The organism is Acinetobacter sp. B-6 (assembly GCF_056930735.1).
In genome coordinates this window covers 66,223-85,623 of sequence record NZ_JBXPBY010000019.1, presented here as the reverse complement: position 1 = coordinate 85,623, position 19,401 = coordinate 66,223, and the positions used below count along the sequence as shown (strand labels likewise).

Below are 19,401 nucleotides of genomic sequence, written 5' to 3'. Positions count from 1 at the left end.
CGACAAAAAATGCCATCTATTGATGGCATTTTTTATGATGAAATTTGACTATTGAACTTCGTTGATCAAATTTTCAAGCGAGTCTTGTTCCCGTTTTGCAGCACCTTGATTCATCGCAGGCGGTGTTGCTTTATTCGGCTTTAACGGCTGATCATTACCCTCATCAGGTAAATCATCAAAATCATTGGACGCGTTACGTGTTGGAGCAACTGGAGCTGGTCTAAAGATTGGACGGGCTAAAGGTGGAGATGAACCATAGCTTTCGTTTTGAGTTTGGTCATCAATTTGAGTTTGATGACGTTGTTCACGCGAAATTGGTGCTTTAGCATCTTTATCAAAGTGTACCCAAGCCGATGGCGTGCCTTTTAAAGCTTTATCCATAAAGCTGGTCCAAACTGGAAGTGCAGCAATACCACCAAATTCGCGTCGACCTAATGTAGATGGTTGGTCAAAGCCTACCCAAGCAATGGCAACCAATTTACCATTGAAGCCTGCAAACCAAGCGTCTTTAGCATCATTCGTTGTTCCTGTTTTACCACCGATATCATCACGACCAATTTTAAGTGCAGCACGACCTGTACCATGTACAATTACATCACGAAGAATATTTGCCATGTCGAAGGCCGACTGTGATTTTAAAATACGTTGGGCTTGACGATATTTACTTTGCTCTTCTTTACTTAAAGGTGTTGTTGCATCATCAACACTGAGATTGGCACCTTCAATCACTTCATCATCTGGGGTGACTTCGGCATCAACTGTCTGATTTTTTTGGTTAATACATGGAATACACGCATATTCAGGGCTTGCTTCATAGATGGTTTTACCAAAAGCGTCTTCAATACGACTGATAAAATGCGGTTGAATGCGATATCCCCCATTGGCAATAGCTGCATAGCCTGTTGCCATTTGTACAGGAAGTACTTGTGGTGTACCTAAGGCAATGGTGAAGTTCCGCGGGATCTGATCTTCTTGTAAACCAAAGTCCATCAGTAATTGTCGTGCACGTTCGACACCAACACTTTGTAGTAAGCGTACAGATACTGTATTACGAGACAAATATAAGGCACGACGTAATGGGATCATGCCCAAATAACGACCATCGGAGTTTCTTGGTGACCAACGACCAATCGTAATTGGGCTGTCATTGACCATAGTATAAGGTGTCATACCACGTTCAAGGGCAAGTGCGTAAACAAAGGGTTTAATGGTGGAGCCTGGTTGGCGCCAACCTTGTAATGCACGGTTAAATTTCGATTGATAGAAGTTGTACCCCCCGACCACAGCTTCAATAGAACCATCATTTGGATTGATGGCAATAAGTTGACCTTGGACTTTTGGGGTTTGCACTAATGACCAAGCCGTTTTATTGTCATTGGGACGTAAACGGATAATATCTTTCACTGAAACAATTTGTGAGGCACGACTGGGTGCACCACCCACAGCGTTGGCATTGATGTATTTTCTTGCCCAAGACATTCCTGACCAAGGGACGGTTACCGTTGAACCATCTTGCATTTTGGCTTCAAAGGTATTGCTGCCCACTTTAATCACTTCGGCAGGGTATGTATTGGCATAAGGAATAAAATCTTTGAGTGGCTTGTCATGTGCCTCAGCACCACGCCAACCATGACGGCGGTCGTAATCTTCTAAACCTTTTTGTACAGCATCTTCAGCATATTGCTGACGCTGACTATTAACAGTTGTATAAACTTTATAACCTGAGTCAATCGCTTGTTCACCAAACTTTTCCACCAATTCAGCGCGAACCATTTCACCGACATAAGGAAATTTATTGCTTAAACCGCGATCTGGCATGCTTAAGTTTATCGGTTCAGCAACCGCTTTTTCATATTCAGCCTGTTTCAAATAGCCTAGCTGAAGCATACGTCCCAAAATCCAGTTACGACGCTCAAGTGCACGTTCAGGGTTTACAACAGGATTATATTTAGAAGGCGCTTTAGGCAAACCAGCAATCATCGCCATTTGTGCAATACTGAGCTGATCTAAGCTTCTGTCATAGTAAATTTTTGCTGCAGCAGCAATACCATAGGCATTTTTACCTAAGAAAATTTTATTGACATATAAAGATAAGATTTCTTCTTTGGATAAGTTTTGTTCTATTTTTCGGGCTAAAAATACTTCAGTCAATTTACGCTTCAAAGTACGTTCAGGTGATAGATAATAGTTCTTGGCAACCTGCATGGTGATGGTCGAACCACCTGTCTGTACATTTGATCCAGTCACACTTTCACTCAATGCACGACCTAAGCCCTTAAAGCTGATTCCGCTATGTTCAAAGAAAGATGAATCTTCAGCAGCAAGGAAAGCATGAATGAAATGCGGCGGAATCTGATCGTATTCCACAGGCACAGAAAGCTTGCCACCATATTCAGCAATTAATTGATTATCTGCCGAGTAAACTTGTAAAGGTTTTAATAATGGCGCTTTTTTTAAAGAGCTCATTTCTGGCAGAGATGGGGCAATATATAGGTACATTCCATAAAAGCCCATCGGAATTGCGACTAAGATAATAATAATCAGCAAAAAAAAGGGATGAATATGACCTGAACAAGATAGCTTTTTCATAACAAGTAAGTTTTAATAATAGCTAATGGCAAACTAATTGTGGTCAGTATAGCTTCTCATGTGATGGATTGTTAGATGGGATATTGTATCTGTAAAAAATTAAGACCAAATACAGCTAGTTTGTGTTATTTGTTGGGGATAAAAAAATAATAGGAAATGTATCGTGCTTAGACTATATCGTAAGCAAAATAAGGGGTTGGTAGGAGTAGATATTAGTTCTACTACTGTAAAAATTTTAGAGCTCTCTGTTAAGAACGGTCGTTACTGGGTTGAAAGTTATGGATTGAGTCCGCTGATTGATGGGAGTGTGGTTGAAAAAAACATTCTCAATCCAGAAGCAGTTGCAGATGCATTAGAGCGAGCAGTTAATCTTGCTAACCCTCAATCGCAAAATGTAGCTGTTGCTGTACCTACTTCTATGGTGATTCATAAAATCATAGAAATGGATGCAGATATGTCCGATGAGGAAAGAGAAGTTCAGATTCGAATGGATGCTGAACAATATATTCCTTTTCCTTTGGATGAAGTGAGCTTAGATTTTGAAGTATTGAATGATAAGTTAGCCAATCCGAATCGAGTGAATGTACTTTTGGTGGCGACACGTGCTGAAAATATTGAGTCTCGTGTTGAAGTTCTGGAAATTGCAGGCTTATCTCCTAAAATTGCAGATGTAGAAAGCTATGCCATAGAACGTGCATTCGATGTCTTTTCAGATACTTTACCCATCGGGGTTAATCTTGTTGGGATCTTAGATATTGGTCACACCATGACCACATTGTCTGTGATGCAAAAAGGTAAGATTATTTACACGCGTGAGCAGGTGTTTGGGGGCAAACAACTGACACAAGATGTTCAAAATCGTTATGGTTTATCTTATGAGGAAGCAGGTCGTGCCAAGAAAGACCGCACCTTACCCGATGATTTTGAAACTGAAGTGTTAATGCCGTTTTTAGAAGCTGTGGTCCAGCAAGCAGCACGTTCATTACAATTCTTCTTCTCCTCCTCACAATTTAATGAGATTGATCATATTTTGCTGGCAGGCGGAAATGCAAATATCCCTGGACTGGCAAAATTATTACAACAAAAACTTGGTTATCGCGTCACCATTGCAAATCCATTTTTACAAATGGGTTTTTCACCACAAATTGACTTAAGAAAAATAGAAAATGATGCACCATCACTTATGGTTGCATGTGGCTTAGCGTTGAGGAGTTTTGATTAATGGCAAAGATTAACTTACTCCCTTGGCGTGATGAGCTAAGAGAACAGAAAAAGAAGCAATTTGTGGCAATCTGTGTGGGTGTCGCATTGATTGGATTAGCAACTGTGCTATTAGCATGGTTTTATTTTGATCATAAACTTGAGGATCAAGAACAAGCCAATCAGTTGGTTACTAGTACCAATCAAAACTTAGATATGCAATTAAAAACTTTAGATGGATTGCAAGAGCGTCGTAATGCCATTATTGAGCGAATGAAGTTGATTCAAGGTTTGCAAGGACAACGTCCTGTGATTGTTCGCTTGGTTGATGAATTGGTTCGTGTCGTTCCAGCACAAATGTACATCACGAAATTCAGTCGTGTTGGGGATAAATTTACCATCGAAGGTAAAGCTGAAAGTCCGAATACCGTTGCTGAATTATTGCGTGGTTTGGAAGCTTCTGAGTGGTATAGAAATGCCTTTATGAATTCATTCCTAGCCGCAGAAGAAAATAAAAATCAAGCACAAACATCCGTGATTCCTCGAGTAGAAGAGTCCTATGGAAGCTTTGTGGTCACTGTAGATTTAGGGGAAATCGCTTCTGTAGCAGATGATAGTGCAACAAAGGCTGAACAAGTTCCAGCTGCTGGGGGTGCGAAATGAGTCGTGAAGATTTTGAGCAATTAGATTCATCGGTAAATGATGCTCCAAAAAAGAATAAAATGACAGTTGAGAAATTTTTTCAACAGTTCAATACTTTGGATATGAACAACTATGGTAGTTGGCCGCTATCGGTAAAAATTACTTGTTGGATATTTTTGTTCTTTGTGGTTTGTGCAATTGGCTATTTTCTTGCGGTGAGACCGAAGCTGGATGCAATTGATCAGGCGCGCACAGTTGAACAGAATCTACTGAATGAATTTAAAGAAAAAGACTCTAAGTTACGAAATTTGCAACAATATCAAGCCCAGTTACAACAAATGGAAGCCAATTTCAATCAACAATTGGAACAGTTGCCAAAAGAAACTGAAATTCCGAGTTTGGTTGAAGATATTAACGTGACTGGGGTGAGTTCAGGGCTAAAATTTAAAAATATCAGACTTGAACCTGAAGTGAAGCAAGAGTTCTTTATTGAACAACCTATTTCCATTGATGCGACAGGGGATTATCACTCATTTGGTACTTTCGTCAGTAGCGTCGCTGCTTTACCACGTATTGTTACTTTGCATGATTTCACCATTACAGGAACTGCCAGTCAGGATAAAAAATCTGATGTTCCTGTGATTGACTATACCATTAAGGCAAAAACCTATCGCTATATTGGTGCTGATGAACAGAAAGCTCAAAAAACTGTGAATCAGACAAATCCAGCTGCACCATCGACACCACAGCAAGGAGGGACACCACAATGAAAAAACACAATAAAATAATCTGTGGAATCTCATTCACTTTGTTGTTGGTTGGTTGTGACTCTAGGATTGATGCCGTCAATCAGGAAATGGCAAATATTCGTAGTCAAACACCTTTGCCGATTGAACCAGCACCTGTATTTAATCCTGTGCCAAGTTTTAATTATTCTGCACAACAATTGCGTAGTCCATTCTTACCAAGTTCGTTGGCAAATGAATTAAAGGTGATGTCAGGAAAACGAGTGTATCCGAATTTCTCTAGACAACCGCAGCCACTTGAAAGTTATCCTTTAGAGTCGTTGACACTGAAAGGAAGTATGAAGGGCAATGCAGGACAAACGGTAGGATTAATCCAAACACCAGATGGTGAAATTGAACGTGTTCAACTGGGCAATTACATGGGGATGAATCAGGGTCGAATTATTGAAATTACACCGACCCGTATTGATTTATTGGAAATTGTTCCAGATGGTCGAGACGGTTATATCGAAAGACCACGCAGTCTAGTTCTAATTGGTCCAGTGGATTAAAACGGAATAAAGGAATAAAAATGAAAAAGAGTTTGAAAAATATCTTGATTGGGGATGGTAAGTTTATGAATAGTCAACTTCGTCAATTTACTATGGCGACGGTCGCAATTGCAATTACACAAGTTGCAGCAGCACAAACCACGATGACCAACATTGTTCCGATGAAAATACCGGGGCAAGGGACAGAAATTCGTGTCATGTTTAATGGTCTTCCTCCGCAGCCACAAGCCTATCAATTGGATAATCCATCTCGTTTAGTATTGGATTTTGACAATGCTAAACAAAATATTAGCCAAGCATCTATTCCCGTAGCGAGTGAGGAGGCTTCAACAGTCGATGTCGCTGCAGATGATCAACGTTCTCGGTTAACGGTAAATTTAAAAAATAGTGGTGCTTTTACAACACGTGTTGAAGGCAATACTTTTATTTTAAAAATTAATAATGCCAATCAAGCACCGAGCTTACCAAGTTATGTATCTTCGACGGTCAGTAAGCAAAATCAAGGGATTGCTGATATTGGCTTCCAACGTGGAAATGCTGGCGAAGGACAAGTAATTGTGAGCCTTTCGGGTGCAAATACCCCAGTGGATGTCCAGCAGCAAGGCAGTAAGGTCGTTATTCGAACATTGGGAAATAAAATTCCTACACATTTATTGCGTCGTTTAAATGTCAATGATTTTGCAACACCTGTCTCTAGCGTAGACGCTTATAACGACGGTTCCAATGGTGTTATCACCATTCAATCATCGGGTAGCTATGAATATATGGCTTTCCAAGCTGAAAATAAATTAACAGTCAGCTTGAAACGACCTGCAGAAAATAAGGTGGCTCGCCCAAGTTCAAGCCAATCTTATACAGGCAAGAAAATATCGCTAGATTTCCAAGATATTGAAGTCCGTCGAGTGTTGCAGTTATTGGCAGACTTTACTGGCATCAATATGGTGGCTGCTGATTCGGTACAAGGCAATATCACCCTGCGTTTGAAAGATGTGCCTTGGGATCAAGCTTTAGACATTATCCTAAAAACAAAGAATTTGGATAAACGCCGTAATGGGAGTGTGATTTGGATTGCGCCTGTAACTGAGTTAATTAAAGCGGAAGAGGATGAAGCAAAGGCATTAGCACAAAGTGTAAAATTAGCACCTATTCAAACTGAATATATTCAGCTGAATTACACCAAAGTGGCAGATGTTTTGAAATTACTGGAAGACTCTCGAAATCCGAAAGGGGCAGAAGCAAATCGAACCACCAATACAGAATCTTTAGCATTGGAAAGTCTTTTAAGTTTAAGAGGCAGTGCAGTAGCTGATACACGAACAAATACTTTAATCATCAATGATACTGCGAATAATATTGATAAAATTCGTAAGATGATTGACTTGCTTGATGTTTCTATTAAGCAAGTCATGGTTGAAGCGCGAATTGTACGTGCTACAACAGATTTTACCAAAGAAATGGGCGTGAAATGGGGAATTCTATCTCAGGGGATTAACAAAAATAATGACCTTTTGGTGGGAGGGAGTGATCAAACCCTATGGGATTTAAGAACGCCAGATGATGATGGTAAATATACCATTACACGACCTGATAACTTGAATGTAGACCTTGGTGTTACAACAACGGGTGCGAGTAAAATAGCTTTTGGTTTAATCAGTATGTCTGATTTTATGTTGGACTTGGAGTTATCTGCTTTGCAATCTGATGGGTATGGTGAAGTCATTTCAACACCTAAAGTGATGACTGCTGATAAACAAAAAGCCAAAGTTTCATCAGGTCAACAAATTCCTTATCAAACAACACAAACTGCTGGTGGTGCAGCAACAGCAACCACATCATTTAAAGATGCATTATTAAGTCTGGATGTAACACCTAGCATTACCCCTGATGGTAAAGTGCAAATGCAGCTTAATATTACCAGCGACTCACCAGCAGGCACAGCACCTAATGGAGAAATTATTCTGAATAAGAATGAGGTTAATACCAATGTCTTGGTGGATAATGGTGAAACTGTAGTTTTGGGTGGGATTTTTGAGCAAGAAACTAAAAGCAGCCAAACTAAAGTACCATTCTTAGGAGATATACCTTATCTTGGGCGTTTATTCCGTAAAGATCTAAAATCTGATAATAAACGTGAACTGCTAATCTTTGTGACACCAAGAATTGTTAATGACAGTCGTACGAGAAATCATTAATATAGTTTCAATGAAAGCAATTCGATAGGTGACTCCTTGCCAAGCAAAGAGTTTGAAACCCTGCCAAATATTTATTTGGTAGGGCCCATGGGAGCGGGAAAAACAACAGTCGGTCGGCATCTTGCGGAACTGTTAGGTCGTGATTTTTTAGATAGCGATCATGAAATAGAAAGAAAAACAGGTGCATCCATTCCTTGGATTTTTGAAAAAGAGGGTGAACAAGGTTTCCGTACTAGAGAAACCATCGTCATTGATGATTTAACCTCCAAAAAGAATTTAGTTGTTGCGACAGGAGGCGGGGCTGTCACGCAAGCCATGAATCGTGAATATCTCAAGCATCGGGGTATTGTGATTTATTTATATACACCTGTAGAAATTCAATTATTGCGTACACATCGAGATAAAAATCGTCCCTTATTGCAAGTGGAAAATCCTGAAAAAAAATTAAGAGATCTGCTTAAAATTCGTGATCCATTGTATCGAGATGTTGCACATTATATTATTGAAACCAATCAGGGGGCTGCACGAGACTTGGCACTGAAAATATTGCAGTTGATTGTTTCAAAAGAAATTGTTTAATCGGTAAATCTTTATTCATTGTTATTTGGCAGGATCATGCAAACTTTACATGTTGAACTGGGTGAACGTCGCTATCCAATTTTTATTGGAAGTCATTTAAATCCTCAAGAGTTACTTGAACCTTATATTAAAGGTCGTCAAGTGATGGTGGTGACCAATAGTACTGTTCAGCCTTTATATTTATCGCATTATGTTGAAGCGATTCAACAATTGGGTAAGCAAGTTGCAACATGTGTCCTACCAGATGGTGAAAAATATAAGAATATTGAACATCTCAACTTGATTTTTGATGCTTTACTTGAGGCTGGTTTTAACCGTGATTGTACGGTTTTGGCTTTGGGTGGCGGTGTGATTGGGGATATGGCTGGTTTTGCCTCAGCCTGTTTTCAACGCGGTGTTTATTTTATTCAAGTGCCAACCACACTGTTGTCCCAAGTGGATTCAAGTGTCGGTGGAAAAACAGGAATTAACCACCCACTCGGTAAAAATATGATTGGTGCATTTCAGCAGCCTCAAGTGGTTTTAGCGGATATGGCACAATTGAAAACCTTACCTGCACGGGAGCTTTCAGCTGGCTTGGCAGAAGTCATTAAGTATGCGTTGTTGGGAGATGTGGAATTCCTCACTTGGCTAGAAGCACATATGGATGGTTTAGTTGCTCAAGATCCTGAGTTATTGGCAGAAGCCGTCTATCGTTCTTGTGCACATAAAGCCCGCATTGTGGCCAATGATGAAAAAGAACAAGGTGAGCGTGCGCTGTTAAATTTAGGGCATACTTTTGGTCATGCCATTGAGTCTTATCTCGGTTATGGGGTGTGGTTGCATGGAGAAGCGGTTGCAACGGGCATGGTGATGGCTGCGGATTTATCTCATCGTATGGGCTGGATTTCATTTGATGATTTAGTGCGTACAAAAAAAATCATACAACGTGCGCAATTACCTGTAGCATGTCCACAAATTCCATTAGATGAATTTTTGGCTTATATGTCGCATGATAAGAAAGTGTTAAATGGTCAACTTCGTTTAATATTGATGAAACAACTCGGGCAAGCTGTCATTATCAATGATTTTGACCTTGAGTTGATGAAACAAGCGATTTTAGCAAATCAAATATAGAAAAAGGTTCGTGTTCAAATGGCAGCAATTCGTACAAATTGGCAAAATATTCGACAATATATTTGGTTGGTTGGTGGATTGCTGTGTCTGGTGATTGCCGTGATTTTTTGGGCAGTCACAGATACTAAAGAATTGGTCACTGTAGAAAATCCGATTGAAGAGACCCAAGTCCAGATTCAACCAGAAAAAGTGGCGGCTACTGCACATTTGGGCGCTTTAATGGATGAGGTGCGTCCACTTGAAATGACCACTCGTGTGGTGACTGCAGGTAATCACGATGCTGAATTTCGTGGAACAAAGTTTTTTCAAGAGAATAAAAAAGCATGGACAATCGAATTGTTCAAAGCTTCAAATGAAGATGTCATTCAAAGTTTTTTACAAAAACAAGCCGATCGTAAAAATTTTATCTATTTCCGTTTAAGTGGCGAAAATCAAACAGAACAGTATGTTTTAGCTTATGGATTATTTAAAACGGATGATCAGGCGAAAGCGCAATTACAACAGTTAAACCTCAAATTGCCTGCATCGATACATCCTCAATCAATTCAATTTGAGAAGTATAGCGCTTTGGTGAATGATTTAGGCGCAGATGAAATGGCAAGCGCCAATAAACTTTATGAAGTTAAATTGAAGTCAGCCCCGTTGCCAGTGGTCGATGAAACTGTATTGGCTCAAGCCAAATCAGCTTTATCATCATTGACCAATTCTTCTGGTGCAAACAATGAAACGACCAAGACCACAATTACTCGTCGTGATGCCTCGGGCAAGGTTGTTGATGTGCAAAAATCAAATTCAACCACTCAAACATCCTCAGGGACAAAAGAATCGAGTGGCGCTGCAACTGAAAAGAAACCTGTAGAGCATGAAGTGAGTGATCCATTTAATTAAATGAGCGCTAAAATGAAGCAAAATAGATCATGAGATTTATAATTTGCACAAAAATGGTGCTAAAAATGTATTTATAAGAAACAGCTAATTTTAATCAATATCTTTATTTCACTGTATTTTAGCGATTTGGTGAACAAAAATAAAAACTGGCATATTTTTTGCTTTATTGTTGCGCTAATTGAGTTGATTGTCCCTATTTTGGAGCGAAATGATTTAGTTGGTGTGCGATTTTAAGTCATGATTGGTGCTTTATTTCAGTGCGAAAGCTGTAAAACAATTTTGCAATTAAAGTAAAAACGGACTGGTATTCGATTTAGACTAAGTGTTTACTTGGTATACGAAAATACTTAAAAATCGTAATTGAGTGTTTGAATGTTTTTCGCCCTCATGGGCCTATGTAGAAAGAAGGGTACGCTATGCACATGCCATCGCCTAATACTGTAGCTCCCGCTCAAGGTTTATACCAACCGGATGAGTTTAAAGATAACTGTGGTTTCGGCTTGATTGCCCATATGCAGGGTGATGCGAGTCATGATTTAGTCAAGACCGCGATTCATAGTCTAAGTTGTATGACACACCGAGGTGGTATTGCCGCAGATGGTAAGACCGGTGATGGTTGTGGTTTACTCTTGGCTATGCCGAAAGCATTTTTCCGTGAAGAAGCAAAGAAAATTAGTGACATTACACTGAGTGAAGTATTTGCAGTCGGTACAGTATTCTTAAACTTAGATCCTGCTCTTGCAGCGCATGCGAAAAAGATTCTCACTAAAGAAATTGAGGATGAAGGTTGTCGTGTGATTGGCTGGCGTGTTATTCCCACCAATAATGATGCATTGGGTTCAATTGCAATGCAGTCTTTGCCTGCGTTCGAACAAATTTTTGTCAACTGCCCAATGGGCGTAACTGAGGTTGAGTTTAACCGTAAGTTACTTATGGCACGTCGTCGTGCTGAACAACAGCTGACTGCTGACCCGTATTTCTATGTCACTACATTGTGCTCTACTGTAATCAGCTATAAAGGTTTGATGATGCCTGCATATATTGCAGAATTCTACACAGATCTTGCTGATGAACGTTTGGATTCACATATCGTTGTTTTCCATCAACGTTTTTCTACCAATACTTTGCCTCGTTGGCCATTGGCACAGCCTTTCCGTTATTTGGCACATAATGGTGAAATCAATACCATTACAGCAAACCGTAACTGGGCTGTAGCACGTACACCAAAGTTCGAAAATCCTTTATTGCCAGGGATCACAGAGCTTAATCCGATTGTAAATCGGACAGGCTCAGATTCGTCAAGTATGGACAACATGCTTGAGCTTCTTGTTGGCGGTGGTATGGACTTATTCCGTGCATTGCGCATGTTGGTACCACCTGCTTGGCAAAACGTTGAAACTTTAGATGCGGATTTACGTGCATTTTATGAGTTCAACTCAAAGCATATGGAAGCATGGGATGGCCCTGCAGGTCTAGTGATTCAAGATGGTCGCCATGCGATTTGTATGCTTGACCGTAATGGATTACGTCCTGCGCGTTGGGTGATCACTAAAAATGGCTATATTACATTGGCATCAGAAATTGGTGTATGGGGCTATGAACCTGAAGATGTGGTATCCAAAGGTCGTGTAGGTCCGGGGCAAATTCTTGTGATTGATACATTCACAGGCAAAATGCTGGATACTAAAGATGTCAGTAATCATCTGAAAAAAATGCGTCCATATCGTGAATGGTTGCGTGAAAACTCAGTTCGTGTGCAAGGTAGCCCAGAACTTGAAGAATATTTATGCGATCAAGGCTTAAAAGGCGATGACCTAAAAGCAGCGCAAAAAATGTTTATGGTGACCTTTGAAGAGCGTGACCAACTATTACGTCCAATTGCGGAAAGCGGTCAGGAAGCTGTGGGTTCTATGGGAGATGACACTCCTATGGCTGTGTTGTCACGTCAGGTTCGCCATGTCACGGATTACTTCCGTCAGCAATTTGCCCAAGTCACCAATCCACCTATTGACCCACTGCGTGAATCTATCGTGATGTCGTTAGAAACATGTATGGGGCGTGAGCAAAATGTATTTGAACAAGGTCCTGAACATGCAGATCGCTTGATTATTTCAAGCCCTGTCTTGTCAAACTCTAAAATGCATCAGATTCGTACCTTGGGTCGTAAAGGTTATGAAATTGCAGATATTGATTTGAACTATCCTGAAACGGAAGGTCTTGAAGCTGCGATCAGCAGAATCTGTGAAGAATCTGCACAGGCGATTCGTGATGGCAAAACTTTATTGGTAATTTCAGACAAGAAAATCCGTCAGGGTTATCTGCCTGCCAATTCTGCTATGGTAACAGGTGCAATCCATCATTTCCTGATTAATGCAGGTTTGCGTACCGATGCCAACATTATTGTTGAAACTGCTTTAGCACGCGATCCACATCAGTTTGCGGTGATCTTAGGTTTCGGTGCTACGGCGATCTACCCATATCTTGCATATGATGTAATCAATGACTTGATTGCAAAAGGTGAGTTATTGGGCGATCCAATCCATGCACAGGCAAATTTCCGTAAAGGCATTGAGAAAGGCTTACTCAAAGTTTTGTCTAAGATGGGGATTTCTACAGTTGCATCTTACCGTGGTGGTCAGTTGTTTGAAGCCGTTGGTTTGTCTGATGAAGTCGTGAATAAGTGTTTCACAGGTGTACCAAGCCGTATTAAAGGTGCAACATTCACTGATCTTGAAAATGATCAGAAAAAATTAGCGGAAACAGCTTGGAAATCGCGTAAACCGATTGACCAAGGTGGCTTACTCAAATTTGTATTTGATAAGGAATATCACGCATTCAATCCAGACGTAATCAATGCTTTGCATAAAGCAGTACGTTCTGGAAACTATGCTGACTTTAAAGAATATGCTGAGTTAGTGAATACACGTCCAATTGCTACAATTCGCGACTTATTAAAACTGAAAACTGAGCATTCTATTCCATTAGAAGCAGTTGAATCGGTTGAAGAAATTTTACCGCGATTTGACTCGGCAGGTATGTCTCTAGGTGCATTGTCTCCTGAAGCGCATGAAGCGATTGCAATTGCAATGAATACTATTGGCGGTCGTTCAAACTCTGGTGAGGGCGGTGAAGATCCTGCACGTTATGGCACGATCCGTAACTCTAAAATTAAGCAGATTGCTTCTGGTCGTTTTGGTGTAACACCGGCATATTTAACATCGGCTGAAGTTTTACAGATTAAAGTAGCCCAAGGTGCGAAACCGGGCGAAGGTGGTCAGTTACCTGGCGGTAAAGTGAATGGTCTAATTGCCCGTTTACGCTATTCAGTGCCTGGTGTAACTTTGATTTCTCCACCACCACATCATGATATTTATTCAATCGAAGATTTATCGCAATTGATTTTTGACTTAAAACAAGTCAACCCTCAAGCGATGGTTTCGGTGAAACTGGTTTCAGAGCCTGGCGTAGGTACGATTGCTGCTGGTGTTGCTAAGGCATACGCTGACTTCATTACTATTTCGGGTTATGACGGTGGTACAGCTGCTTCGCCATTATCTTCAATTCATCATGCAGGTTCACCATGGGAATTGGGTCTTTCTGAAGCGCATCAAGCACTTCGTGTCAATGATTTACGTGGCAAAGTTCGTGTACAAACAGATGGCGGTTTGAAAACGGGTCTTGATGTTGTAAAAGCAGCAATTTTAGGTGCGGAAAGCTTCGGTTTCGGTTCAACACCAATGATCGCTTTAGGTTGTAAATACCTGCGTATTTGTCATTTGAACAACTGTGCAACAGGTGTTGCAACGCAACAAGATCATTTACGTCAAGAGCATTATATTGGCGAGCCAGAAATGCTGATTAATTTCTTCCATTTTATTGCGGAAGAAACTCGTGAATGGTTGGCAGCACTCGGTGTAGCATCATTAAAAGACTTGATTGGTCGTACTGATTTGTTGGAAATGTTGCCAGGTGAAACAGAAAAACATGCGCACTTAGACCTGAGTGCATTGTTAGAATCGCATCCATCTGCGGAAGGGAAAGCACAATATTGCCAAGTGCAAGGCAACGAGCCGTTTGATAAAGGTATCCTTGCTGAGAAAATGGTGGCTGAAATGTTACCTGCAATTGAAGCAAGTACTGGTGGTGCGTTCCATTTCACTGTGGGTAACTGTGACCGTTCGATTGGTGCGCGTTTGTCTGGTGAAATCGCAAAACGTTATGGCAACTTGGGTATGGAAGCACACCCAGTTAAAGTGAATTTAACCGGTACAGCAGGACAATCATTGGGTGTTTGGAATGCGGGTGGTTTGCATATTAGCCTTGAAGGTGATGCAAACGATTATGTTGGTAAAGGTATGGCAGGTGGTCGAGTTTCGATCTTCCCACCAAAAGGTTCACCATTCCAAACCCAAGAAACAGCGATTATTGGTAATACATGTTTGTATGGTGCGACAGGCGGTAAATTATTTGCAGCAGGTACAGCAGGTGAGCGTTTCGCTGTACGTAACTCTGGCGCATTTGCTGTTATTGAAGGCGCTGGCGACCATTGCTGTGAATATATGACTGGCGGTATCGTGACTGTGCTCGGCAAAGTTGGTCACAACTTTGGCGCAGGTATGACTGGTGGTTTTGCTTATGTACTTGACTTGGACAATGACTTCGTCGATTACTACAACCACGAATTAATTGAGTTAAACCGTATTTCTACAGAAGCGATGGAAGAACATCAAGAATTCTTACTTCGCATCTTAGATGAACATATTGCTGAAACAGGTAGTGCTTGGGCGTACAAGATCCGCAACGAGTTTGATTTCTATAGCCGTAAATTCTGGCTAGTGAAACCAAAAGCTGCTAATTTGCAAACGCTTTTGAAGACAACTCAAGCAGATCCACAATAATTCCACTACTCATATTTTAGGTAGGTGTGGATAACTTCACAGATATACACAAGTGAAAAAGTTATCCACGCTCACCCACGGAGAGAGACATGGCAGAGCGCCTAAATAATGACTTTCAATTTCTGGATGTAGCACGCCAAGATCCAGAGAAAAAAGATATTAATGTCCGCAAAGCAGAGTTTGTGGAAATTTATAAACCTTTTACAGCGGAAGTGGCAGCAAACCAAACCCACCGTTGTTTAGGCTGTGGTAACCCGTATTGTGAATGGAAATGTCCTGTACATAACTATATTCCAAACTGGTTAAAGCTGATTGCAGAAGGGCGTATTTTCCAAGCTGCAGAGCTTTGCCATCAAACCAATACATTGCCTGAAGTCTGTGGTCGTGTTTGCCCACAAGATCGTTTATGTGAGGGTGCTTGTACCTTAAACGATGGTTTTGGTGCTGTAACCATTGGTAATGCGGAAAAATATATCAACGATACGGCTTTTGCTTTAGGCTGGCGTCCAGATATGTCCTCAGTAAAATGGACCGACAAAAAAGTTGCAATTATTGGTGCAGGTCCAGCCGGTTTAGGTTGTGCAGATATTTTGGTACGTAATGGGGTAAAACCTGTTGTTTTTGATAAACGTCCTGAAATCGGTGGTTTACTTACATTTGGTATTCCAGAATTCAAAATGGAAAAGGATGTAATGAAACGCCGCCGTGAGATCTTCACCGGTATGGGCGTTGAATTCCGCTTGAATACTGAAATTGGTACAGACATCACCATTGACCAATTACTTGCAGACTATGACGCTGTATTCATGGGTATGGGAACATATACCTACATGAAAGGCGGCTTTGCAGGTGAAGATTTTGATGGCGTTTATGATGCGCTGGATTTCTTGATCGCCAATGTAAACCGTACACAAGGCTGGGAAAAAGATCCATCTGAATACATCAGTGTTCAGGGCAAAAAAGTCATCGTTCTTGGCGGTGGTGATACTGCGATGGACTGTAACCGTACTTCAATCCGTCAAGGTGCTGAAACGGTCACTTGTGCTTACCGTCGTGATGAAGAAAACATGCCAGGTTCACGTCGTGAAGTGAAGAATGCACGTGAGGAAGGTGTGGAATTCCAATTCAATCGTCAACCGATTGAAATCGTAGGCGAAAATGGTAAAGTGACAGGTGTTAAATTTGTAACGACTCAACTCAGCCAGCCAGATAGCCGTGGTCGTCGTAGCCCTGAACCGATTCCGGGTTCTGAAGAAGTTTTACCAGCAGATGCTGTATTACTTGCTTTTGGTTTCCGTACTTCTCCAGCGGATTGGTTTGCAGGCGCAAACATAGATTTAGATGGTTCTGGTCGAGTACTTGCTGCTGAAAAGCAAGAATTTAAATTCCAAACCTCTAACCCAAAAATCTTTGCAGGCGGTGATATGGTTCGTGGTTCTGACTTGGTTGTGACCGCAATCTGGGAAGGCCGTGAAGCAGCGGAAGGTATTTTGGATTACCTTGATGTTTAAACGCTTAACATTCAAAGACCCATTTCCAAAGCCTGCGTCATCGCAGGCTTTGTTTTTGTCGGAACTTTGTAGGTTTTAGTGACAAAATATAAATCATTATAAAAGCTTTATTTTTATCCTAATTTATTGATTTTTAAATTTTTATCTCATATTTCAAAAAGGGTTTGTTCACTGTTTATCTGGCTTTTTTGACATAGTGAGCATTTTTGCTACTTGATGAATGATTCTGCAATATACAAATATTGAGATTGTGCCAATATAGGTTAAATTTAGACAAATGTAGGATTAGCCCGATGTCAACAGTTCAAGTGACGGCAGAAAAATCATATCTAAATCGTCCTAAAGCTATTGGTATTAAAGTCCGTAAACCAAGCTTTAACCCTAAAGCCATTCGTAGACATTTTTTTGCGAATTCACCCGTGATGTCACACTTACTCACGGCATTATCTTCGACTTTTCCAATTGGTGAGCAATTCTTTGTGCATAGTGTCCGCAATGTGCGTGACAAAATTACAGATGAAAAATTACAGGCACAAATCGCTGCATTCATTGGGCAAGAAGCGATGCATTCCAAAGCACATACAGAATTCAATGATGCATGGCGTCGTGATGATTATAACCTCGATAGTTTTCAAGCATGGTTAGCGCGCCGCGATGCATTTATAAAAAGTGTACATCCAAAATTACAGCTTGCAGTCACCGCTGCTTTTGAACACTTTACTGCCTTGTTGGGAGGCTATATTTTGCGGCATCCTGAAGTTTTAAGTACATTGGATGATGATGCGGTCAAACTTTGGGTATGGCATGCCATTGAGGAAATCGAGCATCGTTCAGTGGCTTTTGATGTATATCAGGCGATTTATAAGGATGATCGTACTCGTCGTACAGTCATGCGCAATGTAACCACAGGTTTTGCAAGTTTAACGTTCTATTCTGCAACACGTTTGTTTATGCAAGACTGGAAAAAAAGTTTGCCGAAAGTACCACAAAATATTTTTGGAATTTATATGATTTCTAAGATGCTGATTTCATTGATTCCAGAATATTTGTCTTATTACAAAGCTGATTTTCATCCAGATGAAATTGATTATTCAAAGATTGTTGCTTATTGGAAGGAAAAGTTGGCGGATGATTATGGAATGGAAAGTTTCCAAGAAGAAGTTCATCCACCGCTGTATAGTTAAGGATTGATTCGCACTTGAAAAGCCAATGATTTATATTGGCTTTTTTTATTTTTCATTGAGACGTTGATGGATACTTTCTAAAGTATCCACCATAGTACGGGTCATTTGGTCGATTTCATAATTGAGTTTTCCACCGATTTGGACATGTTTAAAGGTGGTCAATCTTAAGGTTTCTGGAATTAAATCCACGGATATTTCATTGCTTTGTCGATCAACTCGATTGACTGTTAGGCTACAACCTTGCAGCCCAATAAAACCTTTTTTAAAGAAGTATTTGATATTTTCATCAGGGATGACAAGATCAATATGTACAGTCTCACCTGTATGGATAACATCTTTAATGGTTGCCATACCTTCAATATGTCCATAAAGATTGTGTCCACCATTTTCCATTCCAGCTTTAATCGACCTTTCGATATTGACTTGATCGCCAATGTTTAAAAATTGTAGTGTGGTCAGCGATGTGGTGAGTGCTGAGACATCAAATGACACCGTATGTAACACGGTATCATAACCTGTTGCGGTTAAGCATGTTCCATCAATTGCAACACTTGCACCAATAAATATATCGTCGAAAAAGTGATTTTCATTGGAAATATAAAGGGTTGTAAAGTGATCGCTATGTCGGATATTGACCACTTTTTCTAAGCCTTGAACAATGCCAGTATACATACTCAACCTCATTTATTAAGCTGATTTTATTGTACATGTTTCAGTGCTTTGGCATAGCGTTGAATTTTAAATTTATGTGGAGTAGTGTTCTAATTTCTTATTTTAGAAGGCTTAGTATTGCCTTATTAATATTAAGTCAATTATCTTGAAATGTGACTTCATTTACTGGGAGTTCTTGTGTTAAGGCGCGGTATGTAGCAGTGTTAAAACTGAATCTTTAACACTGCTTTTAAGCTCAAGGTGGATTAAATATCATCCTTAAATTGTTTGATGATTTTCTGACGTTGCCAAGGTAAAGGGCGATTGATTGCTTCAGGAACATCGCCAGAGGTAGAACGGAGTCGTAAATGGATTGCTGCTTGCGCAATTAAGTTTGCAGATACAGGTGCTGTAATAAAAGCCAATAAGGTAATGAGCAGTTCTGCAAAACCTAAACGACTATTGAATGCGGCATAAATCATACCTGCAAGCAGAAAGCTGCCTAAACCTAAAGTACTGGATTTTGTGGGTGCATGAAGTCGCATAAATAAGTCAGGCAGTTTGACCATCCCGATACCACCCACCAAAGTAAAAAATGCACCAATGATGAGGAAGAATGAAACGATAATTTCCATGATGAGTTGCATATTATTT

At 40.4% G+C, this 19,401-nt stretch carries 14 protein-coding genes; 11 read left to right on the top strand and 3 right to left on the bottom strand.

The window, feature by feature from the left end:
* Positions 1–48: 48 nt before the first annotated feature.
* The gene (gene ponA, locus AC1Z3T_RS19125) at positions 49–2,589 is read right to left on the bottom strand and encodes a penicillin-binding protein PBP1a (protein WP_419320036.1); all 2,541 of its coding nucleotides are present in this window, start codon (positions 2,587–2,589) and stop codon (positions 49–51) included.
* A gap of 163 nt (positions 2,590–2,752) precedes the next feature.
* Here ponA and AC1Z3T_RS19120 point away from each other — a divergent pair, with 163 nt between their 5' ends.
* The 11 genes from AC1Z3T_RS19120 (at position 2,753) to AC1Z3T_RS19070 (ending at position 18,096) form a co-directional block, all read left to right on the top strand.
* On the top strand, positions 2,753–3,811 hold the full coding sequence (locus tag AC1Z3T_RS19120) for a pilus assembly protein PilM (protein ID WP_009587163.1): 1,059 nt from the start codon (positions 2,753–2,755) through the stop codon (positions 3,809–3,811).
* Positions 3,811–4,452, top strand: coding sequence for a PilN domain-containing protein (locus tag AC1Z3T_RS19115; protein ID WP_004825390.1), 642 nt, complete (start codon positions 3,811–3,813; stop codon positions 4,450–4,452). The genes AC1Z3T_RS19120 and AC1Z3T_RS19115 overlap by 1 nt, the downstream gene beginning before the upstream one ends.
* Positions 4,449–5,201, top strand: a complete 753-nt coding sequence (locus AC1Z3T_RS19110; protein ID WP_004825387.1) for a type IV pilus inner membrane component PilO — start codon at positions 4,449–4,451, stop codon at positions 5,199–5,201. The genes AC1Z3T_RS19115 and AC1Z3T_RS19110 overlap by 4 nt, the downstream gene beginning before the upstream one ends.
* Positions 5,198–5,728: a pilus assembly protein PilP gene (locus AC1Z3T_RS19105; protein ID WP_005034344.1), complete on the top strand. Its 531-nt coding sequence runs from the start codon at positions 5,198–5,200 to the stop codon at positions 5,726–5,728. Before AC1Z3T_RS19110 ends, AC1Z3T_RS19105 begins: the two co-directional genes overlap by 4 nt.
* Positions 5,729–5,748: 20 nt before the next feature.
* Complete coding sequence (locus AC1Z3T_RS19100; RefSeq protein ID WP_058971043.1) at positions 5,749–7,920, top strand: type IV pilus secretin PilQ; 2,172 nt, start codon at positions 5,749–5,751, stop codon at positions 7,918–7,920.
* A 36-nt stretch (positions 7,921–7,956) separates the two neighbouring features.
* Positions 7,957–8,499 (top strand): shikimate kinase AroK, encoded by a 543-nt coding sequence (gene aroK / locus AC1Z3T_RS19095; RefSeq protein WP_004825383.1) that lies wholly within the window; start codon positions 7,957–7,959, stop codon positions 8,497–8,499.
* Between the two features lie 36 nt (positions 8,500–8,535).
* On the top strand, positions 8,536–9,615 hold the full coding sequence (gene aroB, locus AC1Z3T_RS19090; protein ID WP_100884390.1) for a 3-dehydroquinate synthase: 1,080 nt from the start codon (positions 8,536–8,538) through the stop codon (positions 9,613–9,615).
* Between the two features lie 18 nt (positions 9,616–9,633).
* The gene (locus AC1Z3T_RS19085) at positions 9,634–10,503 is read left to right on the top strand and encodes a hypothetical protein (RefSeq protein WP_042089089.1); all 870 of its coding nucleotides are present in this window, start codon (positions 9,634–9,636) and stop codon (positions 10,501–10,503) included.
* A gap of 422 nt (positions 10,504–10,925) precedes the next feature.
* Complete coding sequence (gltB, locus tag AC1Z3T_RS19080) at positions 10,926–15,401, top strand: glutamate synthase large subunit (protein WP_009587183.1); 4,476 nt, start codon at positions 10,926–10,928, stop codon at positions 15,399–15,401.
* Between the two features lie 89 nt (positions 15,402–15,490).
* A complete protein-coding gene (locus AC1Z3T_RS19075; protein ID WP_004825375.1) occupies positions 15,491–16,912 on the top strand; it encodes an FAD-dependent oxidoreductase in 1,422 nt (473 codons plus the stop codon).
* A 293-nt stretch (positions 16,913–17,205) separates the two neighbouring features.
* On the top strand, positions 17,206–18,096 hold the full coding sequence (locus tag AC1Z3T_RS19070) for a metal-dependent hydrolase (RefSeq protein ID WP_004825372.1): 891 nt from the start codon (positions 17,206–17,208) through the stop codon (positions 18,094–18,096).
* A 45-nt stretch (positions 18,097–18,141) separates the two neighbouring features.
* On the opposite strand, the gene AC1Z3T_RS19065 is transcribed toward AC1Z3T_RS19070, so the two are convergent.
* Both AC1Z3T_RS19065 and AC1Z3T_RS19060 read right to left on the bottom strand, forming a co-directional pair.
* Positions 18,142–18,768, bottom strand: a complete 627-nt coding sequence (locus AC1Z3T_RS19065) for a riboflavin synthase (RefSeq protein ID WP_004825370.1) — start codon at positions 18,766–18,768, stop codon at positions 18,142–18,144.
* Between the two features lie 245 nt (positions 18,769–19,013).
* Positions 19,014–19,394, bottom strand: coding sequence for a Na+/H+ antiporter subunit G (locus tag AC1Z3T_RS19060; RefSeq protein ID WP_034707997.1), 381 nt, complete (start codon positions 19,392–19,394; stop codon positions 19,014–19,016).
* Between the last annotated feature and the right edge of the window lie 7 nt (positions 19,395–19,401).